This is a genomic window from Flexivirga sp. YIM B11880, assembly GCF_058148645.1.
On the sequence record NZ_JBMAMH010000001.1, the window covers coordinates 153857 to 180192 of the forward strand.

Sequence of the window (26336 nt, forward strand, 5' to 3'; positions counted from 1 at the left end):
TAACTCACAGCTTCAGCAGGTTGGCGTCGTCGACCGACACGGACCTGCGGGCGCGGAAGATGGCCATGATGATGGCGAGGCCGACCACGACCTCGGCGGCAGCGACCACCATCACGAACAACGCGATGACCTGGCCGTCGAGCGAGCCGCGCATGCGGGCGAACGTCACGAAGGCGAGGTTGGCGGCGTTGAGCATCAGCTCGATGCCCATGAAGACGATGATCGCGTTGCGGCGCAGCAGCACCACGGCGGTGCCGATGGAGAACAGGATCACCGAAAGGTAGATGTATGAGGTAAGTGTCATGACTTCACGTCGCCTACTTCCTTGCTCGTCATGTCTCCGGCCTCACCCTCGATCTCCAGCGCGGCGGCCACGTGCGGGCCGGGGGCGGCGACCTGGCCGCGCGCCCGCAGCACCCGCTGCACCGAGGCCTCGGCGATCGACCCGTCCGGCAGCAGCGCCGGCAGGTCGGTCGCGTTGCTGCGGGCGTAGACACCCGGCACCGGCAGACCGGCGACATAGCTGTTGCTGCGGATCCGCGAGCGCGACCAGTCGGCCTGGGAGGCCTTGGGCCGCAGCCGCTCGCGGTGTGCCAGCAGCATGGCGCCGAGCGCCGCCGTGATCAGCAGCGCGGACGTGACCTCGAAGGCCCACACGTAGGGTCCGAAGATCAGGTTGGCCAGCCCGCTGACGTTGCCGGTGCTCTCGTTGACCGACCGCAAGCCCTTGGCGGCGCCGAAGCTGATCTTCGCGACGCTGACCAGCAGGCTGATCATCACCGCGAGCGCGAGTAGCAGGCCGGCGACCCGCTGGCCCTTGATCGTCTCGACCAGCGAGTCGGAGGAGTCGACGCCGACCAGCATGATGACGAAGAGGAAGAGCATCATCACCGCGCCGGAGTAGACGAAGATCTGGATGATGCCGAGGAACTCGGCCTGCTCGGCGATGTAGAACACACCGAGCATCACCATGGTCAGGGCCATCCCGACGGCCGCGTGGACGGCCTTGCGTGCGAAGAGCAGCGCCAGCGCACCGGCGACCGCGAGCGGGGCGCCGAAGAAGAACAGCGTTGCCTCCGCGCCACCGAGCCTCATGCTGTCTCCTCTTCGTCGGTGGCTGCGCCGTCGTGCGCGCGCACCCACTCCTCCTGAGCGGTGGTCGCGCCGGTCACCTTGCCCTTGTAGTAGTCCTTCTCGTCCATGCCCTCGACCATCGGGTGCGGCGCGGGCAGCATGCCGGACTGCAGCGGCGCGAGCAGCTGGTCCTTGGTGAAGATCAGATCGGCGCGGTTGTTGTCGGCCAGCTCGTACTCGTTGGTCATGGTGAGCGCACGCGTCGGGCAGGCCTCGATGCACAGCGCGCAGAAGATGCAGCGCAGATAGTTGATCTGGTAGACGCGGCCGTAGCGTTCGCCGGGCGAGAACCGCTCACCGGACAGGTCGTCGTTGTCGGCGCCCTCGACGAGGATGGCGTCGGCCGGACAGGCCCACGCGCACAGCTCGCAGCCGACGCACTTCTCCAGGCCGTCCGGGTGGCGGTTGAGCTGGTGGCGTCCGTGGAAGCGCAGCTGGGTCGGTCGCTTCTCCTCCGGGTATTCCTCGGTCGCCACCTTGCGGAACATCGTCGCGAAGGTGACGCCGAAGCCGGCCACCGGCGCGAACAGCTCCTGCAGAAAACTCTGCTCGTCGTTGTTGTCAGCCACGACTCTCCTCGGGCTCGGTCTCGGTCTCGCTGCTCTGGTATGCCGGCGGCGCGGTGAGCGCGGGTGCCGGCTCGCGCAGCGTCTGTCCGGGCAGCGGCGGCACCGGGTAGCCGCCCGCGAACGGGTCGACCTCCGTGGGCTCGGGCGGAACGGCCTTCTCCGCGGCTGCCGCCCTGTAGTCGTAGATCCAGGCGAAGGCGAGCACCAGCAGCACGATGATCACGATGACGATCAGCGTCGAGCGGTGCATCCGGCCGCCGAGGATCTTCGCGTGACCGAGGAAGCCCTCGTTCGACGCCCGCAGGAACGCCACGGCGACGACCCACACCAGCGTGCTCGGGATGAGCACCTTCCAGCCGAGCCGCATGAACTGGTCGTAGCGGACACGGGGCAGCGACCCGCGCAGCCAGACGAAGAAGAACATGAACAGCCACAGCTTGATGACGAACCACAGCACGCCCCACCAGCCGCCGTTGAACATCCCGCCGCCGATGGCCGCGATCCCGGGAGGCGCCTGCCAGCCGCCGAGGAACAGCGTGGTGGCCAGCGCGGAGACGGTGAACATGTTGACGTATTCGCCGAGGAAGAACATCGCGAACTTCAGCGACGAGTATTCGGTGTGGAAGCCACCGGTGAGCTCGCCCTCGCCCTCGGCGAGGTCGAACGGCAACCGGTTGGTCTCGCCGACCATGGTGATGATGTAGACGCCGAACGAGAAGAACGCCGGGATGCAATACCAGAGGTTCTTCTGGGCCAGCACGATCTGGCTGGTCGACATGGACCCGGCATACAGGAAGACGGCGACCAGGGCCAGACCCATCGCGATCTCGTAGGAGATCACCTGGGCGCTGGAGCGCAGTCCGCCGAGCAAGGGGTAGGTCGAGCCCGAGGACCAGCCGGCCAGCACGATGCCGTAGACGCCGACGCCCGCGACCGCCAGCACCAGCAGCACGGCGACGGGGACGTCGGTCAGCTGCAACGGGGTGTAGTGGCCGAACATCCAGACGCTGCCGGACAGCGGGATGATCGCGAACGACACGAACGCCATCGCTCCGGCGATGATCGGCGCCAGGACGAACATCACCTTGTCCGCCTTGCGCGGCATGATGTCTTCCTTCAGCGCCAGCTTCACACCGTCGGCCAGGGTCTGCAGCAGGCCGAACGGGCCGACCCGGTTGGGGCCGGGACGCTGCTGCATCCGGCCGATGACGCGCCGCTCGAACCAGATCACGATCAGCGTGTTGAGCAGCAGGAAGACGAACAGCAGGACGGCCTTGATCAGCGACAGCCACCAGGGCGTGTCGCTGAAGTCGGCGGCCGGGTTGTCGGTGCTGGCCGCGGCCAGCGCCGGGCCGGCGAGTGCAACGAAACTCATTGGGCACTCTCCTTCTCGGCGACGGTCGCCGGTGCCTTGGCCAGCGCGACGATCGCGCCTCCGTCGGCACCGAGGGTGGCACGCACGGCGCTGTCGGTCGAATTGGTCGGCAGCCACACCACGTAGTCGGGCATCTCGGTGATGACGACCGGAAGGGTGATCGCGCCGCTCTTGGTCGACACCCGCAGGTGTTCGCCCTCGGCCACACCGACGCTCGCGGCGGTGGCGGCGGACAGCCGGGCGACCGAGGGCACCGCGGTGCCGGCCAGGAACGGCTCGCCGTCCTGCAGCACGCCCCGGTCCAGCAGGTGGGTCCAGGTGGCCAGGACGGCCTCGCCGATCAGCGGCCGCGGCACGCCACGGGACTTCACCCGCGGCCGGACCGGGCGGACTCCGTCCCAGGGACCCAGTTCGGCCAGCTCGGCGCGGATCTGGTCGACGCTGCGGGTGCCGAGGAACTCGCCGAGCTCGGCCGCGAGCAGGTCGAGTGCCCGGAAGTCCGGGATGTCGGTGCTCTCGATGGCCCGCTGGAACGGCCGCACGCGACCCTCCCAGTTGACATAGGAACCGGCCTTCTCCTGCTGCGCGGCGACCGGCAGGATGACGTCGGCGTATGGCGCCACCGGGCTCTCCCGTAGCTCCAGGGACACGACGAACGCCTTGTCCAGCGCCTTTTGGGCGGTCTCCTGCGCGGCCAGGTCGCGCGGGTCGACGCCGCCGACCACCAGCCCGGTCAGCTCGCCCGACGCGGCCGCGGCGAGGATGCCGTCGGTGTCCCGGCCGGGCAGTTCGGGTAGCTCGCCCTCGCCCCAGACCGCGCCGACCTGGGCGCGCGCGGAGGCGTCGGTGACGGGCCGGCCACCCGGCAGCAGGTTGCCGATCGCACCGGCTTCGAGCGCACCGCGCTCGCCGGCGCGCCGCGGCACCCACCCCACCCGGGCGCCCTTGGCCTGCGCCAGGGCAAGCACTGCGGACAGGGCGCCGGGCACGGTCGCCATCCGCTCGCCGACCAGGATGATCGTGTCCGAACTCAGTTGCCGCGCAAGGCTTTCGAGGTCACCACGTGCCTCCGAGATCGCGTCGAGCACCTCGGCCTCGGTGCCGGGAGCGGCGGCGATCAGGGTGCCGCCCATCTTCTCCAGCCCGCGGGTCACGAACGGCGCCACCGAGAAGACCTTGGTGCCGTGCTTCCGGTAGCCCTTACGCAGCCGCAGGAAGATGATCGGCGACTCCTCCTCGGGCTCGAAGCCGACGAGCAGCACGCTCGGAGCCTGCTCGAGGTCGCCGAACGTGACCGCGCCGCCGTCAGGACCGGTCGCGACGACCGAGCTGGCCAGGAAGTCGGCCTCCTCGACGGACAGCGGCCGCGCCCGGAAGTCGATGTCGTTGGTGCCGAGCACCAGCCGGGCGAACTTGCTGTACGCGTAGGCATCCTCGACGCTGACCCGGCCACCGGTGAGCACGCCGACGCCGCCCGCGGCCTTGGCCCGGGCGATGCCCCGGGCGGCCACTTCGAGCGCCTCGGGCCAGGACGCGACCCGCAGGTCGCCGCTGTGGTCGCGGATCAGCGGCGTCTGCAGCCGGTCCGTGGTGGCGTACTTGAACGCCCACCGGCCCTTGTCGCAGTTCCACTCCTCGTTGACCGCCGCGTCCTCGAGCGCCATCCGGCGGAGCACGACGCCGCGCCGGTGGTCCGTGCGCAGGGAGCAGCCGCTGGCGCAGTGCTCACAGGCCGACGGCGTGGAGACCAGGTCGAACGGCCGGGACCGGAAGCGGTATGCCGCACCGGTGAGGGCGCCGACCGGGCAGATCTGCACGGTGTTGCCGGAGAAGTAGGACTGGAACGGCTTCTCCTCGTAGATGCCGACCTGCTGCAGCGCACCCCGCTCGATCAGCGCGATGAACGGGTCACCGGCAATCTGGTCGGAGAAGCGGGTGCAGCGGGCGCACAGGATGCACCGGTCCCGGTCGAGCAGCACCTGGGTGGAGATGTTGATCGGCTTGGGGTAGGTGCGCTTCACGTCCTGGAAGCGGCTCCTGGGCCGGCCGTTGGACATCGCCTGGTTCTGCAGCGGGCACTCGCCGCCCTTGTCGCAGACCGGGCAGTCCAGCGGGTGGTTGATCAGCAAGAACTCCATCTGGCCGTGCTGCGCCTTGTCGGCGACCGGGGAGGTCAGCTGGGTCTCGACCTTCATGCCGTCGGCCACCGCGAGCGTGCACGAGGCCTGTGGCTTCGGCATACCACGGCCGTTGCCGGCATCGGGCACCTCGACGAGGCACTGCCGGCAGGCGCCGACCGGGTCTAGCAGCGGGTGATCACAGAAGCGCGGGATCTGGATGCCGATCTGCTCGGCCGCCCGGATCACCAGGGTGCCCTTGGGCACGGAGACCGGGACACCGTCGATCGTGAGAGTGACCAGATCCTCGGCCGGTGGGGCGTCCGGCGTCTTGCCATCGGTGACGGTCGTCATACGGACGCGGCCTCCTTCTGGGTTGCGACCGGGAAGAGTGCGGAGTTGGCCGGCGGGAAGGCCTCCCACCACGGGGTGGTCATGCCGAGCTCGAACTCCTCACGGAAGTACTGAATGCCGGACGTGATCGGCGAGGTCGAGGCGTCACCGAGGGCGCAGAACGAGCGGCCCAGAATGTTGTCGCAGACGTCGAGCAGCGTCTCGATGTCCTCGGCGGTGCCCTTGCCGTGCTCCAGCCGGGTCATGATCTGCTGCATCCAGTAGGTGCCCTCGCGGCACGGCGTGCACTTGCCGCACGACTCGTGCCTGTAGAACTCGGTCCAGCGCGCGACCGCGTGCACGACCGACGTCGTCTCGTCGAAGATCTGCAGCGCCCGGGTGCCGAGCATCGAACCCGCCGCGGCGACCGAGTCGAAGTCGAGCGGCACGTCGAGCTGCTCGGCGGTGAAGATCGGCGTCGACGAACCGCCCGGGGTCCAGAACTTCAGCTCGTGGCCCTCCCGGATGCCGCCGGCCATGTCGAGCAGCTCGCGCAGCGTGATGCCGAGCGGTGCTTCGTACTGTCCGGGACGCGTCACGTGCCCGGACAGGCTGAAGATGCCGTAACCCTTGGACTTCTCGGTGCCCATGCCGGCGAACCAGTCGGCGCCGTTGGCGATGATGCTCGGCACCGACGCGATCGACTCGACGTTGTTGACGACGGTCGGGCGCGCGTAGAGGCCCTCGACCGCCGGGAACGGCGGCTTCAGGCGCGGCTGCCCACGGCGCCCCTCCAGAGAGTCCAGCAGCGCGGTCTCCTCGCCGCACTCGTAGGCGCCGGCGCCGGCGTGCACGGTGACCTCGAGGTCGAAGCCGCTGCCGCCGATGTCCGTGCCGAGCAGGCCCGCGTCATACGCCTCCTGCACGGCGTGCATCAGCCGGCGGTAGACGTGCACGACCTCGCCGCGCAGGTAGATGAACGCGTGGTGGCAACCGATCGCGTATGACGTGATCGCGACACCCTCGAGGAGCGTGTGCGGAGTCGCCATCATCAGCGGGATGTCCTTGCAGGTGCCCGGCTCGGACTCGTCGGCGTTGACCACGAGGTAGCGGGGACCGCCGTCCGGCTTGGGCAGGAAGGACCACTTCATGCCGGTCGGGAAGCCGGCGCCGCCACGGCCGCGCAGGCCGGAGTTCTTGACCTCTTCGATCAGGGCTGCGGGGTCGGTGCCGAGCGCCTTGTCCAGCGCCTGGTAACCGCCCTCACGCTGATAGGCCTCGAGCGTCCAGCTGCGCGGGTCGTCCCAGTGCTTGGTGAGGACCGGCGTCAGGGTGGTGGTCATTTCTGCTCCTCGTCCTCGGCCAGCGGCCCGCCCTCGTCCCCGGGAGCGCGCCAGTCGTTCTGGTGGGCCAGGCGCAGCCCCTCGAGGGACTGCTCGCCCGCACCGACGCCCTCGTCGGCGCGGCCGTCCGGGAAACCGGCCAGGACGCGCTCGATGTGCTTGAAGGTGCACACCTTCGCCGCGCCACGGGTCGGCGCGACGTCCTTGCCGGCACGCAGGTCGTCCGCCATCTGCACGGCCGACTCCGGCGTCTGCTTGTCGAAGAACTCCCAGTTGGTCATCACGACGGGCGCGTAGTCGCACGCGGCGTTGCACTCGACGCGCTCGAGGGTGATCTTGCCGTCCTCGGTCGTCTCGTCGTGCCCGATGCCGAGGTGCTCCGACAGCGCGTCGAAGATCAGGTCGCCGCCCATCACCGCGCACAGCGTGTTGGTGCACACGCCGATGGTGTAGTCGCCGTTGGGGTGGCGCTTGTACTGCGAGTAGAACGTCGCCACGCCGCTGACCTCTGCGTCGGTCAGGTCGAGCCGCTCGGCGCACAGCCGCACGCCGCGGCCGGTGACGTAGCCGTCGACGCTCTGGATGAGGTGCAGCATCGGCAGCAGCGCCGACCGCTTCACCGGGTAGCGGGCGATGATCGCGTCGATGTCGGTGTGCAGCTGCGCCAACTGCTCGTCGGTGTAGGGCTCGTCGGTCGCGTGCAACGGTGCCGGCGGGTGCAGGATTGCGTTGGACGCGTGTGCCCGGTCCTCCGCATGGACCTGCTTCATCTCGGTCATTTTGCCGCCCCTCTGGCCTCGCCTGCGGGCCTCACTCGTGCCTCGCTCGTGTCCTCGCCTCGGTCGGGGCTCATCATCGGTCCACTCCACCCATCACCGGGTCGATACTCGCGACGGCCACGATGACGTCGGCGACCGAGCCGCCCTCGGCCATCGCGGCGACCGCCTGCAGGTTGTTGAACGACGGGTCCCGGAAGTGCGCCCGGTAAGGACGCGTGCTGCCGTCCGACACCGCGTGGCAGCCGAGCTCGCCCTTCGGGCTCTCGATGCCGACGTAGGCCTGACCCGGCGGGACCCGGAAGCCCTCGGTCACCAGCTTGAAGTGGTGGATCAGCGACTCCATCGACTCGCCCATGATCTCCCGGATGTGGTCCAGGCTGTTGCCCTGGCCGTCCGAGCCGACGGCCAGCTGGGCCGGCCAGGCGATCTTCTTGTCCGCGACCATCACCGGTCCGGGGTTCTCGTCGAGCTCCTTGATTACCTGGTCCACGATGCGCAACGACTGGTACATCTCGTTGATGCGCACCCGGTAACGGCCGTAGGCGTCACAGCTGTCCCAGGTGATCACGTCGAAGTCGTACTTCTCGTAGCCGCAGTAGGGCTCGGCCTTGCGCAGGTCGTGCGGGAGGCCGGTCGAACGCAGGACCGGACCGGTGATGCCCAGCGCCATACAGCCGGTGAGGTCGAGGTAGCCGACGTCGCACATGCGGCCCTTGAGCACGGGGTTCTCGTTGAGCAGCGCCTCCAGCTCGCCGATGCCGTCCCGGATCAGCGGGACGTTCTCGCGCACCTGGTCGATCGTGCCGGCCGGCAGGTCGACGGCGACCCCGCCGGGACGGATGTAGGCGTTGTTCATCCGCAGACCGCTGATCGCCTCGAAGATCCGCAGGATCCGCTCGCGCTCCCGGAAGCCGATGGTCATGACCGTGGTCGCGCCCATCTCCATACCGCCGGTGGCGATGCAGACCAGGTGCGACGCGACCCGGTTGAGCTCCATCATCAGCACCCGGATCGCCTGCGCCCGCGTGGGGATCTGGTCGGTGATGCCGAGCAGCCGCTCGACGGACAGGCAGTATGCCGCCTCGTTGAACAGCGGCATGACGTAGTCCATGCGGGTGCAGAAGGTCACGCCCTGCGTCCAGGTGCGGAACTCCATGTTCTTCTCGATGCCGGTGTGCAGGTAGCCGATGCCGGCGCGGGCCTCGGTGACCGTCTCACCGTCGAGCTCGAGGATGAGCCGGAGCACGCCGTGCGTCGACGGGTGCTGCGGGCCCATGTTGACGACGATCCGCTCCTCGCCGAGCGCCGCGGCCTCGTCGACCAGGTCGTCCCAGTCGCCGCCGACCGCGTTGAGGACCGGGGTGTCTTCATCGACGTCGTGGGTGGTGGCGCCGTAGGCGTCCGTGGAGCTGGTCACTTGTACGACCTCCGATCGCTCGGCGGGGGCACCGTGGCTCCCTTGTATTCCACCGGTATGCCGCCCAGCGGGTAGTCCTTGCGCTGCGGGTGACCGGGCCAGTCGTCCGGCATCAGGATGCGGGTCAATGCCGGATGACCGTCGAAGATGATGCCGAACATGTCCCAGGTCTCCCGCTCGTGCCAGTCGACACCGGGGTAGGTCGGGACGATCGACGGGATGTGCGGGTCGGCATCGGGTGCGGTGACCTCGACGCGGACTCGCCTGCTGCCGTTGGTGATCGAGAAGAAGTGGTAGACCGCGTGCAGCTCACGCCCGGTCTGCTGCGGGTAGTGCACGCCGCTCACGCTCAGGCACTGCTCGAAGCGCAGCGCCGGCTCGTCCCGCAGGAGCTCCGCCACCTGTGGCAGCTGCTCGCGCGGAACGTAGAGCGTCAGCTCGCCGCGGTCCACGACGACCCGCTCCACCGCGGCCTCGAAGCTGCTGCCCCGCTCGGCGAGCGCCGCCTCGAGCGCGTCGGCGACCGCGTCGAAGTAGCCGCCGTAGGGCCGGCCGGCCGCTCCCGGGAAGAGCACCGGCCGCTCCAGCCCGCCATACCCGCTGGTGTCGTTGCCCAGCGACGAGCCGAACATGCCCTTGCGTTCGCCGATCTTGATCGGGTCCCCCGCGGTCCGCTCCACCAGCTCGCCCGGGGTCACCGCGTCGGTCGTCGTCGGCTCGGCACTGCGCCGGTCCGGACCCTTGTTCTGATCCTCGGCCGTCATGCCAACAGCCCCTTCATCTGGTGCGTCGGCGCCGCTTCGAGCGCGGCCCGCTCGGCCGCACGGGCGGCCTCGACCCGGTTGACGCCGAGCTTGGTGTCCTGGATCTGCTTGTGTAGCTCGAGGATCGCGTTGAGCAGCATCTCCGGCCGCGGCGGGCAGCCGGGCAGGTAGATGTCGACCGGTATGACGTGATCCACGCCCTGCACGATCGCGTAGTTGTTGAACATGCCGCCCGAGCTCGCGCAGACACCCATCGAGATGACCCACTTGGGCTCCGGCATCTGGTCGTAGACCTGCCGGACGACCGGCGCCATCTTCTGGCTCACCCGCCCGGCGACGATCATCAGGTCGGCCTGCCGCGGGGTGGCGCTGAAGCGCTCCATGCCGAACCGCGCGATGTCGTAGTCCGGCGTGCCGACCGCCATCATCTCGATGGCGCAGCAGGCCAGGCCGAACGTCGCCGGCCACACCGAGCTCTTGCGCATGTAGCCGGCGACCTGCTCGACGGTGCTCAGCAGAAAGCCGGCCGGCAGTTTCTCTTCGATTCCCATGTCTGACCCGGTCCTCAATCCCACTCAAGTCCGCCGCGGCGCCATACGAAGGCGTAGGCGACGAACACGGTCGCGACGAACAGCACCATCTCGATGAGGGCGAACAGGCCCATCCGGTCGAACGAGACCGCGAACGGGTAGAGGAACACCGACTCGATGTCGAAGATGATGAACAGCATCGCCGTCAGGTAGTACTTGATCGGCACCCGGCCGCCGCCCTCGGCGTGCGGGCTCGGCTGGATGCCGCACTCGTAGGCGTCCGCCTTGGCGCGGTTGTAGCGCTTCGGGCCGGCCATCGTGCTGGCACCGACCACGGAGAAGATCGCGAAGGCGGCACCGATCCCCGCGAAGAACAGCAGCGGCGCGTAGGAGTAGTTCATGCTTGTGCGTCCTTTCGAACGGTCATGCGGCCGGCACCACCTTTGACAACAACGACATCACGCGATCGTCGAGCTTGCCACCGTGTTCGTCGCCGAGGTTGGCCATGATCTTCAACAAGAGTTGCATCATCGTCTTGCGCGGCAGTCCGTAGCGCACGGCGAATCGCATGATCTCCGGGTGCCCGATCAGCTGCGCGAAGTAGCGGCCGACGGTGAAGTAGCCGCCCAGCGCGTCCTTCATCACCCGCGGGTAGGACTGCAGCACCCGCTCGCGGCCCGCGTCGTCCGCGCGCCCGAACGCCTGCGCGATGACCTCGGCCGCCAGTCGCCCGGACTCCATGGCGTAGGCGATGCCCTCCCCGTTGAACGGGTTGACCATGCCGCCGGCGTCACCCACCAGCAGCAGTCCGTCGGCGTAGTGCGGCTGCCGGTTGAAGCCCATCGGGAGCGCGGCGCCGCGGATCGGCCCGCGGATCGTCTCCTCGTTGTAGGTCCACTCCTCGGGCATCGTCTCGACCCAGCGGCGCATCACGTCCTTGTAGTCGGTCTTGCCGAAGGCGCTGGACGTGTTGAGGATCCCGAGGCCGACGTTGCTGGTGCCGTCGCCGACGCCGAAGATCCAGCCGTAACCGGGCAGCAGCACGCGCTTGCCGCTCTTGTCGGTGGACCAGAGCTCCAGCCAGGACTCCAGGTAGTCGTCGTCGTGCCGGGGACTGGTGTAGTAGGCCCGGACCGCCACACCCATCGGGCGGTCGTCGCGCTTGTCCCGGCCCATCGCCAGCGAGAGCCGGGAGGAGTTGCCGTCGGCGGCGATCACCAGCGGCGCGCGGTAGCTGCGCGTGCGGCCGGTGGGGCGGTCGTTCTCGCCCATCTCCTTGGCCTCGACACCGATGATCGCGCCGGTGCGCTCGTCGGTGATCGCGCCGCTGACGTTGATGCCCTCGCGCAGGCGCGCGCCATACTTCACGGCGTGCTTGGCGAGGATGTCGTCGAAGTCCTGCCGAGTGCGGACCAGCCCGTATGGCGGGAAGCTCGCGACATCGGGCCAGTCCAGCTGCAACCGCATGCCGCCGCCGATGATGCGCAGGCCCTTGTTCTTGATCCAGCCGTCCTGCTCGGGCGTCGGCACGCCGAGCGTGATCAGCTCGCGCACCGCGCGCGGGGTGAGTCCGTCACCGCAGACCTTCTCGCGGGGGAAGTGTGTCTTCTCGAGGAGCAGGACGTCGAGCCCGGCCATCGCGAGGTATGCGGCTGTGGCGGATCCCCCGGGGCCGGCGCCGACGATGATGACATCGGCGGTCTCGTCCGGGGCAGGCGTAAGGCCAGGGAGGCTCACTCGGGTGAATCTTTCTAGCTTGTGAACGTCTTCACTAACCCATGCACTGTATTCCCAGCCGAGTCGCCATACCTACTTAGGCGAACCTAAGAGGGGTGGCTCACCATCGTGCCGGTTTGGTGGCCCGGTGCAGGGCGACGATGCCGCCGGTGAGGTTGCGCCATTCGACGTCGCCCCAGCCGGCGTCCTGCAGCAGCCGCGCGACGCCCGCCTGGTCCGGCCAGGCCTGGATCGACTCGGCCAGATAGACGTAGGACTCGGCGTTGGAGCCGACCCGCCGGGCGACCCGCGGCAGCGCCGACATGAGGTATTCGCTGTAGAGCTTCCGGAACGCCGGGTTGCTCGGCGTCGAGAACTCGCAGATCAGCAGCCGGCCGCCGGGCTTGGTGACCCGGCGGAACTCGCGCAGCGCCTCCTGGGTGGAGTGCACGTTGCGGAAGCCGAACGACATTGTGACGGCGTCGAACACCGCGTCGGCGAACGGCAGCTGCGTCGCGTCGGCGGCGGTGAACGCCAGGTCCGGGCGGCGGTTCTTGCCCTGCCGCAACATGCCGAGGGAGAAGTCGGCCGGCACGACGCGGGCCCCGAGCCGGTCGAACGGTTCGCTGCTGGTGCCGGTGCCGGCCGCGATGTCGAGCACCAGGTCGCCGCGCCGGACACCGAGCGACTCCACGACCGCCTTGCGCCAGCGACGGTCCTGCCCCATCGACAACACGTCATTGGTGAGGTCGTAGCGGGCCGCGACCTGGTCGAACATCGAGGCGACGTCGCGGGGCTGCTTGTCCAGGCTGGCGCGAATCATCTTTGTATTGTCCCGTATGCCGAAACGCGGGCCCCATGGGCGGTCGGCGTAAGGTGGCCGCTCGTGACGCTGCCACTCCCGCAATTGCACCCGGCGCTGGTAGTGCGCTCCACGCGCATCCAGGATCCCGGCGATCTCGTCTCACTGATCCCGGCCGGCGCCGACGCGCCGGTCAGCTGGTTGCGCGACGGCGACGGTTTCGTGGGGTGGGGCACGGCTGCCGCCATACAGACGCACGGCACCGGGCGCTTCGACGACGCCGAGCGATGGTGGGGCGGAGTCGTCGGCGACGCGGTCGTACGCTCCGAAGTCGACCTGCCCGGGTCCGGGCTCATCGCGGTCGGATCCTTCGCCTTCGCCGCCGACTCCCCCGCGGGCGGCGTCCTGCACGTGCCGGAGACCGTCGTCGGGCGGCACCGCGGCGTCTGCTGGATCACGACCGTCGGCACCGCAGCACATCTGCCGGCGACGCCGAGTCTGGGCAGTGGCCACATGGCCGAGGCACCCGTGGTCGAGGAGGTTCGCGACGGCGCGCTCAGCGGCACCGAGTGGGCCGGCGCGGTGGCGGCGGCCGTCGAGCGCATCCAGTCGGGCGCGCTCGACAAGGTCGTGATGGCCCGCGACGTCGTGGTCCGGGCGGCCACCGACATCGACGCGCGGCACCTGCTGCGCAACCTGTCCGACGCCTACCCCAACACCTGGACCTACAGCGTGGACGGCCTGATCGGCGCGACCCCGGAAATGCTGGTGCGCCGGCAGAAGGGCCTGGTCACCTCCCGCGTGCTGGCCGGCACCATCCGCCGGACCGGCGACGACGAGCACGATCTGGCGCTCGCGGCGTCCCTCGCGCGGTCCAGCAAGGACCTGGAGGAGCACGAGTACGCGGTGCGGTCCGTGGCCGACGCACTGTCGCCGCACTGCTCCTCGATGAACGTGCCCGAATCGCCCTTCGTGCTGCACCTGCCCAACGTGATGCATCTCGCGACCGACGTGGCCGGCGTCCTGCACGAGGACGTCTCGTCGCTCGCGCTGGCCGAGTCGCTGCACCCCTCGGCCGCCGTGTGCGGCACCCCGACGCTGGCGGCGCGCGACCTGATCGCCGAGCTGGAGCAGATGGATCGTGGCCGGTATGCCGGCCCGGTCGGCTGGCTCGACGCCGCCGGAGACGGCGAATGGGGCATCGCCTTGCGCTGCGGCGCTCTGGCGACACCGTCGCAGATCAGGCTTTTCGCTGGTTGCGGCATCGTGGCCGGCTCCGAACCGGCCGCGGAGCTGGCCGAGTCGGACGCCAAGCTGGTGCCCATGCGTCAGGCGCTCGGTTGCGGCGTGCGCCCGGCATAACGGAGCGGTTCCCCGCCTTCCGTTCGACACATCGCGCGGTGGGGCGCGCGCTCGGCATACCCGCGGGACGCCTACTCGGCCGGCTCCGCACCCTCGATCACGATGGCCTCACCATCGGCTGCCTGGAAACGCAGCTCGCGCGCGGCCTGATATTCCGGTGAGTTGTAGCAGTCCATCGCCGCCTGGTAACTCGGGAACTCGATCACCACATTGCGCGCTCGCGACTCGCCCTCGCTGATGTCGAACCTGCCACCACGGATGATCGGCACGCCACCGAACGAGCTGTAGACAGGGCTGGCGGCCGCGACGTACTGCGCGTAGAGCGCGTCGTCGTGAACCGACATACGCGCAATCCAATAACCCTTGGCAGCCATGGCATGTGCCTCTTCTCGTCGGTGTGACCTGCTCAGCCATTCAACAGCAGACGCAGTGCGCCGGGAAGCACCCGCGCGGTGACCGGGGCGGCCGCGAGCGGCTCACCGTCGGCATACGCCTCCACGTCGTCGGCCTCGATGCGCACCTGTGAGCCGCGGGTGGTCGTGACCTCCGGGTTGCGCACATGGGTCCCGCGGTAGAGCTGCGGGAGGGCGCGGACGAATTTCATCCTGCTGCCGGCCCCCACCATCACCACGTCGAGCAGCCCGTCGTGCACGTCGGCGTCGGGCGCGATGTGCATGCCCTTGCCGTAGAAGCCGGAGTTGGCGGCGATGGCGGTGAAGCCGCGGTATTCGAAGGTCCGGTCGTCCACCCGCACCCGGTAGTGGCGCGGCGTGAAGTGCAGCAGCCCGCGCACCGAGGCCAGCTGGTACTGCGCCGTCGAGGGCAGGCGCCCGGAGCTGGAGTTGACCAGCTCCGACACCCGGGAGTCGACCCCGGCATAGACGCTGCCCACGACGACCCGGTCAGCGGCCTCGATGGCGTCCACCGCCGTCTCGGCGCCACCGACCGCGATCCGCGTCGCGTCGTGGATGTTCTCCGGTATGCCGAGCTGGCGCGCGAAGTCGTTGCCGCGCCCGCTGGGGATGATGGCCGCGGTGACGCCGTAACGGTGCAGCGGTCCGGCCATGGTGCTCACCATGCCGTCTCCACCGACCACCACGCAGGTCTCGCCAGCGGCGGCAGTGTCCTTGACCAGCCCGTCCGCTGCTTCGATGCCCGTCGAGAAGGTGGTGCGTACGGCGCCGCCGGCGTCACCGAGATCGGCCGCGACCTCCCGGGCGACGTGGACCGCTCGGCCACCGCCGGACAGCGGGTTGGCAATGACGTGGAAGCACTTAGCGGCGATCAAGGCTCACGGATCCTCTGATAGAAGAAATCGGGGCCCCCGCGAAGTATCGGAGGAGCGCGTCGGGGTCCCCGCGAAGTATCGGAGGAGCGGAGCGGGGGAGAACTTCGTGGGGTGACGCAGCGGGGGAGAACTTCGTGGGGTGATCATGGAATGAGGACACCGGGGTTCATGATGCCCTCAGGATCCAGCGCCTGCTTGACCGCGCGCAAGACCCCCACCCCTGACGCGCCGATCTCGTCGGTCAGCCACGGCTTGTGGTCGCGGCCGACGGCGTGGTGATGGCTGATGGTGCCGCCCGCCGCGCGGATCGCGTCGCCCGCAGCGCGTTTCACCGGAATCCATTGGGCGGCAGCGTCATCGGCCTCGCGCATCGCCACGGTGAAGTAGAGCGACGCGCCCGCACGGTAGACGTGCGAGATGTGACAGAGCACCAGCGGATCGGCACCCTGCTGGGACGCAGCAGCGGTCACCGCGTGCTTCACCGCCGTGTAGAGCTGCGGCAGGTTGCTCCAAAGCGTCGCCGTTTCAAGGGTTTCCACGAGTACCCCCTCGTCGAGCAGCGCGTCACGGAGGTATGGCGCCGTGAAGCGCCCGGCTGCCCACGCCTCGCCGCCCTGCACGCCGGAACACGCACCGCCGGCATCCCGCAACACCGTGGCGACCTCGGCGCGCCGCCGCGCGACCCGATCCCGGGTCCCCTCATAACCGCAGACCATCTGCGCGCCGCCGGCGCCGGACAGACCGATCGCCGAAGGGTCACTGAGGTTGATCGACGTCTCGGTCTCGTCGGACAACCGCAGCACGGTGGGGCTGAGGTCCTCCTGGACGAGCGCGCGCATCGCGGCTGCTCCGTCGTCGAACGACGGCCAGCGCCAGGTCTCGTAGATCGTCTCCTCCGGCACCGGCCGCACCATCACCGTGACGTCGGTGATCACCCCGAACGTCCCCTCCGACCCGAGCACCAGCTGCCGAAGATCGGGTCCCGCCGCGCTGGCCGGAGCACCGCCGACATGCCACAGCCCGGCCGCCGTCGCGACGGTGAGGGAGACCACCATCGAGTCGAACCGGCCGTAGCCCGCGGACGACTGCCCGCTCGACCGGGTGGCGGCGAAGCCACCGATGCTGGCGAACTCGAACGACTGCGGAAAGTGGCCCAGCGTGTAACCGCGCTCGCCGAGTGCCGCTTCCGCCTCCGGTCCGAGCAGCCCCGCCTGCAAGGTTGCCGTGCGGGACACCTCGTCCAGGTCGAGCATCGCGGCGAGGCGTCGCAGGTCGAGCGAGACCACGCCCTGCAGGTCAGCACGATCGGCCACGAGGCCGCCGACGACCGAGGTGCCTCCGCCATACGGCACCACGGCCACGCGCCGTGCTGCACACACCGCCAGCACCGACACGACCTCGGCCGCACTGCCCGGGCGCACCACCGCGTCGGGCGCATCCGTGAAGTCACCGGCCCGGGCGGCCAGCAGGTCGGCTGTCGACTTGCCGCGGCTGTGATGCACGCGCTCGACCGCGTCGACCGTGACGTTCCCGGCACCGACTTCACGCCGAAGCTCCTCGACGACCTCCGGGTCCAGCCGCGTCGGTGGCAGGTCGACGTCTGCGAGGGCCACACTTGTCCGAGGCTGAATGTCTCCGAACGCCAGCGCCATCAGCTCGCTCGCGCCTTCCGGCAAGCTCGCCTGCCGGTCCGGATCGCCCCATCGTGACCAGTGCATCTGTGCTCCTAGGCTCGGTTGGCAGCGCGCGTGCTCACGCGCCTCCACTGTTACAGTGTGACACATGGCGACACTTCGTAACACGACGATCGAGGACGAGCGCCTGCTGACCGCTGCACGGGACTGCCTGCTCGCGGTCGGCTGGCGGCGCACCACCATGACCGACGTCGCGCGTCGGGCCGGCGTCTCCCGTATGTCGGTCTACCGCCGGTGGCCGGACAAGACGGCACTCATCGGCGACCTGATGACTCGTGAATGGGCAACCATGGGTGCGAAACTCGCCGACGCCGGCCCACGCCCGGATGCCGATGGCATCGCCCGCGCGGTCACTGCTGTCGCGCGGGAGATCCGGCAGGGCGAGTTGTTCCGCAAGATCGTCGAGGTCGATCCGGAGCTGCTCCTCCCCTACCTGCTGGTGCGGCGTGGGCGGACCCAGGACGCGATGGTGGAGTCGGTCACGGCGGCGATCCGGCAGGGCCAGAACACCGGAGGGGTGCGCTCTGGGGACATCACCGTGTTGTCCCGCTCGGTGCTGCTCATGGCGACCGGCTTCGTCTTCGCGGTCCCCACGATGACCGATGAAAACATCGACGAACACACGTTGTTCAACGAGTTGGCCACGGGGATCCGGGACTACCTGAGATGACCGGGTCGGCCTCGCTCAACGCCGCACGACGGTCCCGCGAACTCGATGAGGCCACCGACGGCCGCGTCGTCGACCTGCTGGTGATCGGCCTCGGCGCCACCGGTGCCGGCGTCGCCCTCGATGCCGCAACGCGCGGCCTGGACGTCGTCGCGATCGACGCGCACGACCTGGCGTTCGGGACCTCGCGGTGGAGTTCGAAGCTCGCACATGGCGGCCTGCGCTACCTCGCGTCCGGTCAGCTCGGCATCGCGCACGAGAGTGCCGTCGAACGCGGCATCCTGATGACCCGCACCGCTCCGCATCTGACCCGGGCAACGCGCTGGCTGGTGCCGCACTTCGAGGCGGGCAGCCGGCGCGAACGTGCCCTGGTCATGAGCGGATTCGTCGGTGGTGACCTGCTGCGACGCGCCGCACGGACTCCGGGAGCGGTGCTGCCGCGGCCGCGTCGCCTGTCGGCTGCCGAGGCGGTCGCTGTCGCGCCGGCCGTGCGCGAGCAGGGGCTCGTGGGCGCGAGCCTGGGCTGGGACGGTCAGCTGGTCGACGACGCCCGGCTGGTCACCGCCATTGCCCGCACCGCGGCGCTGTATGGCGCACGCGTGCTGACCCGGGTCCGCGCGCTGCACAGCACCGGCGACGGTGCCCGGGTCCGGGACGAACTCACCGGCGAGCAGGCGGACCTCAAGGCCCGGGCGGTCGTGAATGCGACGGGTGTCTGGGCCGGCGGCCTGGCACCAGCAGTCCGGCTGCGCCCCTCGCGCGGCACGCATCTGGTGGTCCGCTCCACGACCTTGAAATCGATGAACTGTGTGCTGAATTCGCCGGTTCCCGGCCATTTCGGCCGGTTCGTCTTCACCCTGCCGCAGCTGGACGGCACGACCTACATCGGACTGACTGACGAGCCGGTCGACGGCGCCCCGCCGGACGTGCCGCAGCCCGAGGACCGCGAGATCGACTTCCTGCTCGACACGATCAACACGGTGTTGCGCAGCGCCCTCACTCGCGACGACGTCGTCGGCAGCTTCGCGGGCCTCCGTCCCCTGCTGGACGCAGACGGGGACACGGCGGGGTCCCCGCGAAGTATCGGAGCGAGGCACGAGCGGAGAACTTCGCGGGGTGGCACGGCCGACCTTTCCCGTCGGCACGCCGTGCACACCGCGCCGGACGGACTGGTCACCGTCGTCGGCGGCAAGCTCACGACCTACCGCCGGATGGCTGAGGACGCAGTCGATGCCGTATGCCGCGCGCACGGCCTCGGCGCAGGACCGTGCGTGACCGCGAAAACACCGCTGGTCGGGGCGGATTCGCGCGCGCAGCTGGCGATGCTCGACGCGCCCGACCGCCTGGTCCGTCGCTACGGCAGGGACGCGCCGAGCGTGCTCTCTGCCGACCCGTCCCGCAACGAGCCGATCAGCGACGAGATTCCCACCACGCCGGCGGAGTTCGACTTCGCCCTGCGCCACGAAGGAGCACTCGACGTGGCGGACCTTCTCGACCGGCGCACGCGGGTCGGCCTCGTGGCGACAGATCGCGACGTTGCGGAAGCCATTGCGCAGGAAGCCGTTTCGGCATACCAGGCAGAAAGGCGTTGATCGTTCAGGCCGCCAGGAACGTCGCCCAGCCGCCCGGCGGCTGGACGCTATACGGCACCGTGCGCAGCTTCGCCAGCACGGCCGGGTCCTGCGCCTCGATCCAGTCGATCAGCTGCCGGAAGGACACGATGCGGGCGTCCGGATGCTTCGCGATCGTCCGCATGACGTGCTCGACGGCGGTCATGTAGATGCCGCCGTTCCAGCCCTCGAAGTGGTTGCCGATGATCAGCGGCGCCCGATTGGAGTCGTAGGCGCGGCGGAAACCGGCGAGATAGGTGTCGATCGCCTGCTGCTGCCACATCGCCCGCTTCGACGGAGCACCCTGCGTCGTACCGCCCGTCTGGTTGAACATGATGTTGTAGTCCATCGAGATCACCTGCCCGCTGTGCCCGGCGAACGGGATCGACTGCATCGACAAGTCCCACAGGCCTCGGTCCTTGCTGGGCCACATCTGGATGCCCGTCTTGCTGCTGTCGTAGCGCCAGCCCAGCTTGGACGCGGCGACCCGCAGATTGTCCGCGCCCTCGAGGCAGGGTGTGCGCCCGCCGATCAGCTCCTTATCGTAGTCGAACGGCAGCGGTGGCAGATCGGTGAAACCGGTTGTGGTGCGCCAGTGTTCGACGAAGTACTTCGCCTGCTCGATCTCGCTGCGCCAGTCACTCGGCGACCACTGCTGCACGCCGGTCGGACCGCAGAAGTGACCGTTGAAGTGGGTGCCGATCTCGTGACCCTCCAGCCACGCCTTGCCGATGTTGTCGATCGTCGCGTGGATGTCGTGATCGGTCAGGTAGCCGATGTCCGAGGCGCCGACCGGATGCCGCGGCGGGTGGTACAGGTTCTTCTTGTCCCGGGGCAACAGGAAGATGCCGGAGAGGAAGAGGGTCATCGATGCCCCGATCTCCTTGGCCACCTGCCGGAAGTGCGACAACAGGTCGAGGCCCGTGACCTCGCCGGCCCCGTCCCAGGAGATGACGACGAACTGTGGCGGCGCCTCCCCCGGACGCAGCCGCCGCGGCGTCGGCTGGTGCGGCTGCGGGCCGGTGTCCGCGGTGGAGCCGTCACCGATCAGCCGCGGCGCAAACGTCGGCGTCGCGCTCGCGCTGCCCTTGCCGGCCGCACGCACGAAGCCGACCGACCGCGGCACCCCGTCCAGATCCTGCTGCCCCGCACCGCAGGCACCGAGGACCGCGGCCGCGCCGCCTGCCGCCCCCACCGTCAGCGCCTCTCGTCGTGTCACTGCCATCTGCCACCCCTCACGCCGGGATTCTCAGCGGCCCACCCCGATACCGGGCCGCCCCGTCCACGGTGACAACTCCGGCGGCGGATGCGGGGACCTGACTCGGCGTTTCCACGGATCGGTCACGACGCACGAGCCGCTGCGCGGGAGCGGTAAACTACGCGTGTACTGAATCAGGGAACGCGCGCGACTGGTGGCGGGAAGTCGCGCATCACGTGAGCCGCGTGCTCGAAAGGCGTTTCACCCTGTGTCACCTGTTGCGTCATACCGGCATCTGTTCGGACTGACCGGACGTACCTACATCGTCGTCGCGTTCCTCGCCCGCCTGCCCCTGGCCATGAGCCAGATGGGCGTCCTGCTGCTGATCGCGCACACCACCGGAAGCTTCGGAGCGGGAGGCGCCTGCGCCGGCGCCCTGGCCGTCGCCAACGCGGTCGGCGCGCCGCTGCTCGGCGCCGCCTCCGACCGGCTCGGGCAGCGCCGTGTCGTGCTCGTGCAGTCCCTCGCCAGCGCACTCGGCCTCGTCGGTGTGGTGGGCGCCGCCGAGAGCGGCATCGCCTGGCCGTGGGCGGCCGCCGCCGCGGCGGCCGGCGGCTTCTTCATCCCGCAGGCCGGCCCGCTCGCCCGGGTCCGGTGGCGTCCGATCATCACCTCCCGGAACCGGACCGCGGCCCCGGTGCGGCTGCTCGACACCGCGTTCTCCTACGAGGGTGCCGCGGACGAGGCGTCGTTCGTCCTCGGTCCAGCACTGGTCGGATCGATCGCCTCGATCGTCGATCCCGGCGTCGGTATCTGCACCGCCGCCGCGCTGCTGGCCGTGTTCGGCACGTGGTTCGCCATCCATCCGACGGCGCGGCTGCGCTCTCCGCGCGACACCGGCGCCGCAGCGGGGCGGCTGCTCGGTCCGGCGCTCGCGATGCTGCTGGCGGCCCAGCTGGTCATCGGCATGATCTTCGGTTCGATCCAGACCGGTGCAACGGTCGTCGCCACGGACGCCGGACACGCGGGGGTCGCCGGGCTGGTGCAGGCGCTGCTCGGGGTCGGCAGCGTGCTCGCCGGGCTGAGTATGGCGGCCCTGCCGGCGCGGATCGGCTACGTCACCCGGTGGCGGGCGACCGCCGCCGGGCTCTTCGTGCTCACCACGCCGCTGCTGCTCACCCACAACCTCGCCACCCTGTGCCCGGTGCTGCTGGTGCTGGGGTGCTGCGTCGCGCCATACATGATCACGACGTTCACGCTCGGCGAGCAGCTGACCCCGCCGGCGCGCACCGGCGCCGCGATGACGCTGCTGGCCGCTGCCACAGGCCTCGGGTATGCCGCCGGCGCCGCCCTGGCCGGGCGGCTCGCGGACCTGTCCGGTGCGACCGCCGCGTTCGCCGTGACCGTGACCGCGGGTGCCCTCGCGTGCGCACTCGCGGGCGCCGGCGGACCGATGCTCCGCCGGGTCCACGCCCGCGCCACAGATCGCGCGACGCAGCGCGCGATCTGTCTGACGGAGACCCCACACTGACGTCTAGGGTCAACGCATGGCCACCAAGCACTCCCCTGTCCTCAATCTCGCCTCCGCCGCGGTCGCAGGCGCCGTCACGCTGGTCCGTCCTGCGCGATTCCCGCGATGGGCGCGCCGGGGGCTCAGCCTCGCCAACACGGCCAGCACCGCCGGCGCGGTCTTCCTCGCGGTGCGCGGCGAGGACGAACTGCCCGACGACCACCCGTTGCACCGTGCACTGGCGATCAGCGATCTGACCGCCGCCGCGACCGGTGGCCTGATGCTGGTGACGTCCGGCCTGGGGGTCAAGGCGGACGTCAAGATCGAACGGTTCCTCGTGCGCCGAGGGGTACGTCACCCGCGCATCGTGATGGCCGCCGGCGTGGTCGCCCTGCTCTTCGCGGTCAAGACCGCGCAGGATGCCGCCGGCAAGCGCCGGGAGACGCCCAGCCCCGCCGCCGGCCCGAAGCCGTCGGTCACTGGCAAACCCGCCAACCAGAGCCTGCCAACGGCCGGCGACCGCAACACCACCGAGCACGAGCCGACCACCGAGCAGCAGCAGGCGGAGGAACACGGGCAGTGAGCGCCTTCGGGCTGGCCGACGTGCAGGACGCCGCCTCGCGACTGGCCGATATCGCGCACCGCACGCCGGTCGTCACCTCCTCCCGACTCGACGACGAGTTCGGTGTCCACTTGCACCTGAAGTGCGAAAACCTGCAGCGGATGGGCGCTTTCAAGTTCCGCGGCGCCTACAACACGCTGAGCCGGCTCGACGACGCAGCATGCCGCGCCGGCGTGGTCGCGTTCTCGTCGGGCAATCATGCCCAGGCGGTGGCGCTCGCCGCGCGAATGCTCGGCATACCGGCGACGATCGTGATGCCGACCGACGCGCCGCAGATCAAGCGCACCGCCACCGAGGGGTATGGCGCAACGGTCGTCACCTATGACCGGCGGACGGAGGACCGCGAGACCATCGCCCGCGCGCTGGCCGACGACGGGGGGCGGACACTGGTGCCGCCGTTCGATCACCCGCAGATCGCGGCGGGGCAGGGCACCGCCGCGCTGGAGTTGCTGCACGAGGTGCCGGACCTCGACGTCGTGATCGCGCCGCTCGGCGGCGGGGGCTTGCTCAGCGGCACGGCCATCGCGACGCGCGGAACCTCCTCGCGCGTAAGGGTTTTCGGGGCCGAGCCGGCGGCCGGCGACGACGGCAAACAGTCCTTCGACGCCGGCGAGATCGTCACCATCCCGGTGCCCGACACGATCGCCGACGGCGCGCAGACGACCGCCCTGGGGCGGGTGACCTTCCCGGTCATCCAGGAACTCGTCGAGGACATCGTGCGGGTGACCGACGCGGAGCTGGTCGCGGCGATGCGGACGCTCGCCCACACCTGCAAGCTGGTCGTCGAGCCGACCGGTGCGCTCGGCCTGGCAGCAGCGCGGACCCTCGCGCCGTCGATGGTTGGCGCCAAGGTCGGGGTCATCCTCTCCGGCGGCAACGTCGACCTGGACCGTTACGCGCGGCTGCTGGCCAGCGCCTGACATATCGCCCGGTCTCAGGCGCCGGACTCGGCCGCCCATCGTCGATGCGACTCGAGCGCCGCTGTCCACAACTGGTCGTCCGCGTCGGCCGGAGCGCCATCGAAGCGGAGGCCGAAGAAGTCCGCAAGCAGCCCGAACCATTCGTCACGAGTCAGCGGACCTGAGGTGAACGCGCCCTCCCCGATCCGCATCCGCAACAACCCGCGGATGACATCCACCCCGGTGGCGTCTCTCCGCTCCGCCATGGGCACCTTCACAAAGCCCGACTCGGGCGAGGTCGACAACCAACGGTGCGGTGCCTCGAAGTCAGCCGGCTGCGCCGGCAGCATCCTCCATCGCATTCCGGTGAAACCACCGGAGCGATCGTGGGTCAAATGCCAGGTCCGGTCGTCCAGTTGCTCAAGGGACAGCCGAAATGGTGGCTGCAGGTACTCTCCGGCCACCAGTGGCAGTGGGTCGTACAGCGCATCGCCGAGACCGGCATCGACATACCAGAGCCCGCCCGGGTTGGCGGCACTCGGCAGCTGGTCGACGGTCAGCACCAGATGGTTACCCCATTCGGTCTCGGCCGGGCCTTCCGGACCGTGGACTCCGCCAACATGCCCCTGCACCGAATAGCCGAGCGCTGCGAGCAACAGCCCGAACGCGCCGTTCAGGTGGTAGCAGTAGCCGCCCCGTCCGTCGCGGGCGATGCGCCGAGCTGCCTCATGCGGGTCAGCGCTCCATGCCTCGCCCGCCTGGATCCACAGTGTTTCGTATGGAACTCGTTCCACCTGTCGGTGAGCGAGGGTACGCAGGAAAGCCACCGATGGCGGCTCGGCCGACACGCCGAGTCGCGCCAGATAGGCAACTCGGACGCCATCGTCCAGCGTCGGCAAGGAGTCGAACACAAGCCAATTGTGATGGTCCGACCTCGCTGAGCGCAGCCGATCAGCGCACGTGGTGCCAGGCGACGACGGTCACCGCGGCCAGGAAGATCAGCGACGCCACGAACGCGAACGGCCTCCCGGCACCGGCAATCGCGGCCGCGACGGGTGGCCGGGCGCCGAGCTCCACCATGCGGTCCTGCGGCGAGCGCCGGAGCCGGCCGAGCCGCACTCGCACCGGCGCGAGCTGCGTCGCGAACGGCACGTAGACGGTGATGACCAGCGCTGCCAACGGGATTCGCACCCAGAAGAGCCGATGCTCCTGTTCGGCCCAGATTGCCACTGCCAGGGCGACGACAGCCGCGACGGCGGTCAGGCACTGACTGGCGATCGTCACCAGCCGAGCTCGGGCAGCTTGCCGGCCCGACCGGCGGATCAGCCACTCCAGTTGCCGGCGCTGCATCCGGCGACGCACCCACCAGGCCCATGCGACGCCGATCAGCAGGAGAGGCACCTCGATCAAGATCCGCACCGAGCCGAGCGTAGTGTCACCCCGGCCGGGGCACGCATCCGGCAAGCTGGGTCGTATGCCGCACGACGACACCATCGAGCCGATCGACGCGTTGCGCCGGATCGCCTTCCTACTGGAGCGATCTCGCGCCGGAACCTACCGGGTCAAGGCGTTCCGCCAGGCCGCGGACACGGTCGTGAGCACGCCCCGTGACGAGCTGGAGCAGCGGGCGGCGGCCGGCAGTCTCCACGAACTGCCGGGCATCGGGAAGTCCACCGAGGCGGTGATCCGCGAGTCACTCGCGGGCGAGCGCCCGGCATACCTGACCAGGCTGGAGAGCCAGTCCCCCGAGCGACTCGTCGAGGGCGGCGAACGCTACCGCGAGGCGTTGCGCGGTGACTGTCACACCCACTCCGACTGGAGCGACGGCGGTTCACCCATCCCCGAAATGATCGCGACGGCAATGGAACTCGGTCACGAATACCTGGTACTGACCGACCATTCCCCGTCACTGCGCGTCGCGAACGGCTTGAGCGTCGAACGACTCACCAAACAGCTGAAACTCATCGACCGGATCAACCAACGCACCGGCGGCTTCACGCTCCTCAAGGGCATCGAGGTCGACATCCTCGAGGATGGCAGCCTCGACCAGCGCGCCGACCTGCTCGACCGCCTCGACGTGCGCGTGGCCTCGGTCCACTCCAAGCTGAAGATGGCCAAGACGCCGATGACCAAGCGGATGATCGCCGCGATCCGTGACCCGCACACCAACATCCTCGGGCACTGCACGGGCCGGATGGTGGACGGGGAGCGGCGCGGCAAGGCCTTGCGGCGCGAGCAGTCGGCGTTCGATGCGGCCGCCGTTTTCGCCGAGTGCGCGGCACACGACGTCGCCGTCGAGATCAATTCGCGGCCCGAGCGCCAGGACCCACCGGACGAACTGATCCGCGCCGCGCTCGACGCCGGCTGCCTGTTCTCGATCGACAGCGACGCCCACGCCCCGGGCCAGCTCGACTTCGTGGAATACGGCTGCGAGCGCGCCCAGCGGCTCGGCGTGCCGCTGGATCGGATCGTCGACACCTGGCCGAGAGACCGGTTGCTGGAGTGGGCAGCAGGTCGCTGACGACCTCGTTTTGGTGGATTGCCCGATGCTCCCCTATAGTCATCTAGTCCTCGACGCCAGCCGAGGTGCGCAGGCGCGGCAGGACT

26 protein-coding genes are annotated in these 26336 nt (G+C 69.6%); 7 read left to right on the plus strand and 19 right to left on the minus strand.

Annotated elements, in window-relative coordinates:
* Positions 1 to 4 precede the first annotated feature (4 nt).
* The 13 genes from nuoK to ACN8HC_RS00765 form a co-directional block, all read right to left on the minus strand.
* The gene (gene nuoK, locus ACN8HC_RS00705; RefSeq protein WP_490072945.1) at positions 5 to 304 is read right to left on the minus strand and encodes an NADH-quinone oxidoreductase subunit NuoK; all 300 of its coding nucleotides are present in this window, start codon (positions 302 to 304) and stop codon (positions 5 to 7) included.
* Complete coding sequence (locus ACN8HC_RS00710; RefSeq protein ID WP_490072946.1) at positions 301 to 1095, minus strand: NADH-quinone oxidoreductase subunit J; 795 nt, start codon at positions 1093 to 1095, stop codon at positions 301 to 303. The genes nuoK and ACN8HC_RS00710 overlap by 4 nt, the downstream gene beginning before the upstream one ends.
* Positions 1092 to 1703 (minus strand): NADH-quinone oxidoreductase subunit NuoI, encoded by a 612-nt coding sequence (nuoI, locus tag ACN8HC_RS00715; protein ID WP_490072947.1) that lies wholly within the window; start codon positions 1701 to 1703, stop codon positions 1092 to 1094. The genes ACN8HC_RS00710 and nuoI overlap by 4 nt, the downstream gene beginning before the upstream one ends.
* Positions 1696 to 3078, minus strand: coding sequence for an NADH-quinone oxidoreductase subunit NuoH (gene nuoH / locus ACN8HC_RS00720; RefSeq protein ID WP_490072948.1), 1383 nt, complete (start codon positions 3076 to 3078; stop codon positions 1696 to 1698). Before nuoH ends, nuoI begins: the two co-directional genes overlap by 8 nt.
* Positions 3075 to 5549: an NADH-quinone oxidoreductase subunit G gene (locus ACN8HC_RS00725; protein WP_490072949.1), complete on the minus strand. Its 2475-nt coding sequence runs from the start codon at positions 5547 to 5549 to the stop codon at positions 3075 to 3077. Before ACN8HC_RS00725 ends, nuoH begins: the two co-directional genes overlap by 4 nt.
* Positions 5546 to 6871: an NADH-quinone oxidoreductase subunit NuoF gene (gene nuoF, locus ACN8HC_RS00730; RefSeq protein ID WP_490072950.1), complete on the minus strand. Its 1326-nt coding sequence runs from the start codon at positions 6869 to 6871 to the stop codon at positions 5546 to 5548. Before nuoF ends, ACN8HC_RS00725 begins: the two co-directional genes overlap by 4 nt.
* Entirely contained in the window at positions 6868 to 7641 is a 774-nt protein-coding gene (nuoE, locus tag ACN8HC_RS00735) for an NADH-quinone oxidoreductase subunit NuoE (protein WP_490072951.1), read from the minus strand. The genes nuoF and nuoE overlap by 4 nt, the downstream gene beginning before the upstream one ends.
* A gap of 82 nt (positions 7642 to 7723) precedes the next feature.
* Positions 7724 to 9067 (minus strand): NADH-quinone oxidoreductase subunit D, encoded by a 1344-nt coding sequence (locus ACN8HC_RS00740; RefSeq protein ID WP_490072952.1) that lies wholly within the window; start codon positions 9065 to 9067, stop codon positions 7724 to 7726.
* Positions 9064 to 9831, minus strand: a complete 768-nt coding sequence (locus ACN8HC_RS00745) for an NADH-quinone oxidoreductase subunit C (RefSeq protein ID WP_490072953.1) — start codon at positions 9829 to 9831, stop codon at positions 9064 to 9066. The genes ACN8HC_RS00740 and ACN8HC_RS00745 overlap by 4 nt, the downstream gene beginning before the upstream one ends.
* Positions 9828 to 10382 carry a NuoB/complex I 20 kDa subunit family protein gene (locus ACN8HC_RS00750; protein WP_490072954.1) on the minus strand — a complete coding sequence of 185 codons (555 nt, stop codon included), beginning with the start codon at positions 10380 to 10382 and terminating at the stop codon, positions 9828 to 9830. Before ACN8HC_RS00750 ends, ACN8HC_RS00745 begins: the two co-directional genes overlap by 4 nt.
* Before the next feature lie 14 nt (positions 10383 to 10396).
* Complete coding sequence (locus ACN8HC_RS00755; protein WP_490072955.1) at positions 10397 to 10762, minus strand: NADH-quinone oxidoreductase subunit A; 366 nt, start codon at positions 10760 to 10762, stop codon at positions 10397 to 10399.
* 22 nt (positions 10763 to 10784) lie between these two features.
* Positions 10785 to 12098, minus strand: a complete 1314-nt coding sequence (locus tag ACN8HC_RS00760; protein ID WP_490072956.1) for a geranylgeranyl reductase family protein — start codon at positions 12096 to 12098, stop codon at positions 10785 to 10787.
* Between the two features lie 100 nt (positions 12099 to 12198).
* The gene (locus ACN8HC_RS00765; protein ID WP_490072957.1) at positions 12199 to 12900 is read right to left on the minus strand and encodes a demethylmenaquinone methyltransferase; all 702 of its coding nucleotides are present in this window, start codon (positions 12898 to 12900) and stop codon (positions 12199 to 12201) included.
* A gap of 63 nt (positions 12901 to 12963) precedes the next feature.
* Between ACN8HC_RS00765 and ACN8HC_RS00770 the strand changes: the two genes are divergently transcribed.
* A complete protein-coding gene (locus tag ACN8HC_RS00770) occupies positions 12964 to 14241 on the plus strand; it encodes an isochorismate synthase (RefSeq protein WP_490072958.1) in 1278 nt (425 codons plus the stop codon).
* 71 nt (positions 14242 to 14312) lie between these two features.
* On the opposite strand, the gene ACN8HC_RS00775 is transcribed toward ACN8HC_RS00770, so the two are convergent.
* The 3 genes from ACN8HC_RS00775 to ACN8HC_RS00785 form a co-directional block, all read right to left on the minus strand.
* The gene (locus tag ACN8HC_RS00775) at positions 14313 to 14615 is read right to left on the minus strand and encodes a DUF1330 domain-containing protein (RefSeq protein WP_490072959.1); all 303 of its coding nucleotides are present in this window, start codon (positions 14613 to 14615) and stop codon (positions 14313 to 14315) included.
* Between the two features lie 32 nt (positions 14616 to 14647).
* The gene (locus ACN8HC_RS00780) at positions 14648 to 15529 is read right to left on the minus strand and encodes a diacylglycerol/lipid kinase family protein (protein ID WP_490072960.1); all 882 of its coding nucleotides are present in this window, start codon (positions 15527 to 15529) and stop codon (positions 14648 to 14650) included.
* A 143-nt stretch (positions 15530 to 15672) separates the two neighbouring features.
* Positions 15673 to 17247, minus strand: a complete 1575-nt coding sequence (locus ACN8HC_RS00785; RefSeq protein WP_490072961.1) for an FAD-binding oxidoreductase — start codon at positions 17245 to 17247, stop codon at positions 15673 to 15675.
* 64 nt (positions 17248 to 17311) lie between these two features.
* On the opposite strand from ACN8HC_RS00785, the gene ACN8HC_RS00790 reads away from it, so the two are divergent.
* Positions 17312 to 17893, plus strand: coding sequence for a TetR/AcrR family transcriptional regulator (locus tag ACN8HC_RS00790; protein WP_490072962.1), 582 nt, complete (start codon positions 17312 to 17314; stop codon positions 17891 to 17893).
* Positions 17890 to 19482 carry a glycerol-3-phosphate dehydrogenase/oxidase gene (locus ACN8HC_RS00795; RefSeq protein WP_490072963.1) on the plus strand — a complete coding sequence of 531 codons (1593 nt, stop codon included), beginning with the start codon at positions 17890 to 17892 and terminating at the stop codon, positions 19480 to 19482. The genes ACN8HC_RS00790 and ACN8HC_RS00795 overlap by 4 nt, the downstream gene beginning before the upstream one ends.
* Before the next feature lie 4 nt (positions 19483 to 19486).
* On the opposite strand, the gene ACN8HC_RS00800 is transcribed toward ACN8HC_RS00795, so the two are convergent.
* Positions 19487 to 20725 carry a polysaccharide deacetylase family protein gene (locus ACN8HC_RS00800; protein ID WP_490072964.1) on the minus strand — a complete coding sequence of 413 codons (1239 nt, stop codon included), beginning with the start codon at positions 20723 to 20725 and terminating at the stop codon, positions 19487 to 19489.
* A 241-nt stretch (positions 20726 to 20966) separates the two neighbouring features.
* Here ACN8HC_RS00800 and ACN8HC_RS00805 point away from each other — a divergent pair, with 241 nt between their 5' ends.
* Genes ACN8HC_RS00805 through ACN8HC_RS00815 form a run of 3 tightly spaced genes read left to right on the plus strand, consistent with a single transcriptional unit; the run spans position 20967 to position 23750 of the window.
* Positions 20967 to 22229 (plus strand): MFS transporter, encoded by a 1263-nt coding sequence (locus ACN8HC_RS00805; protein ID WP_490072965.1) that lies wholly within the window; start codon positions 20967 to 20969, stop codon positions 22227 to 22229.
* A 16-nt stretch (positions 22230 to 22245) separates the two neighbouring features.
* Positions 22246 to 22791, plus strand: a complete 546-nt coding sequence (locus ACN8HC_RS00810) for a hypothetical protein (RefSeq protein ID WP_490072966.1) — start codon at positions 22246 to 22248, stop codon at positions 22789 to 22791.
* Entirely contained in the window at positions 22788 to 23750 is a 963-nt protein-coding gene (locus ACN8HC_RS00815) for a threo-3-hydroxy-L-aspartate ammonia-lyase (RefSeq protein WP_490072967.1), read from the plus strand. Before ACN8HC_RS00810 ends, ACN8HC_RS00815 begins: the two co-directional genes overlap by 4 nt.
* Before the next feature lie 14 nt (positions 23751 to 23764).
* On the opposite strand, the gene ACN8HC_RS00820 is transcribed toward ACN8HC_RS00815, so the two are convergent.
* Positions 23765 to 24640: an arylamine N-acetyltransferase family protein gene (locus ACN8HC_RS00820; protein WP_490072968.1), complete on the minus strand. Its 876-nt coding sequence runs from the start codon at positions 24638 to 24640 to the stop codon at positions 23765 to 23767.
* Between the two features lie 40 nt (positions 24641 to 24680).
* A complete protein-coding gene (locus tag ACN8HC_RS00825) occupies positions 24681 to 25148 on the minus strand; it encodes a hypothetical protein (protein WP_490072969.1) in 468 nt (155 codons plus the stop codon).
* 55 nt (positions 25149 to 25203) lie between these two features.
* Here ACN8HC_RS00825 and ACN8HC_RS00830 point away from each other — a divergent pair, with 55 nt between their 5' ends.
* Positions 25204 to 26250 carry a PHP domain-containing protein gene (locus tag ACN8HC_RS00830; RefSeq protein ID WP_490072970.1) on the plus strand — a complete coding sequence of 349 codons (1047 nt, stop codon included), beginning with the start codon at positions 25204 to 25206 and terminating at the stop codon, positions 26248 to 26250.
* The last annotated feature ends 86 nt before the right edge of the window (positions 26251 to 26336 follow it).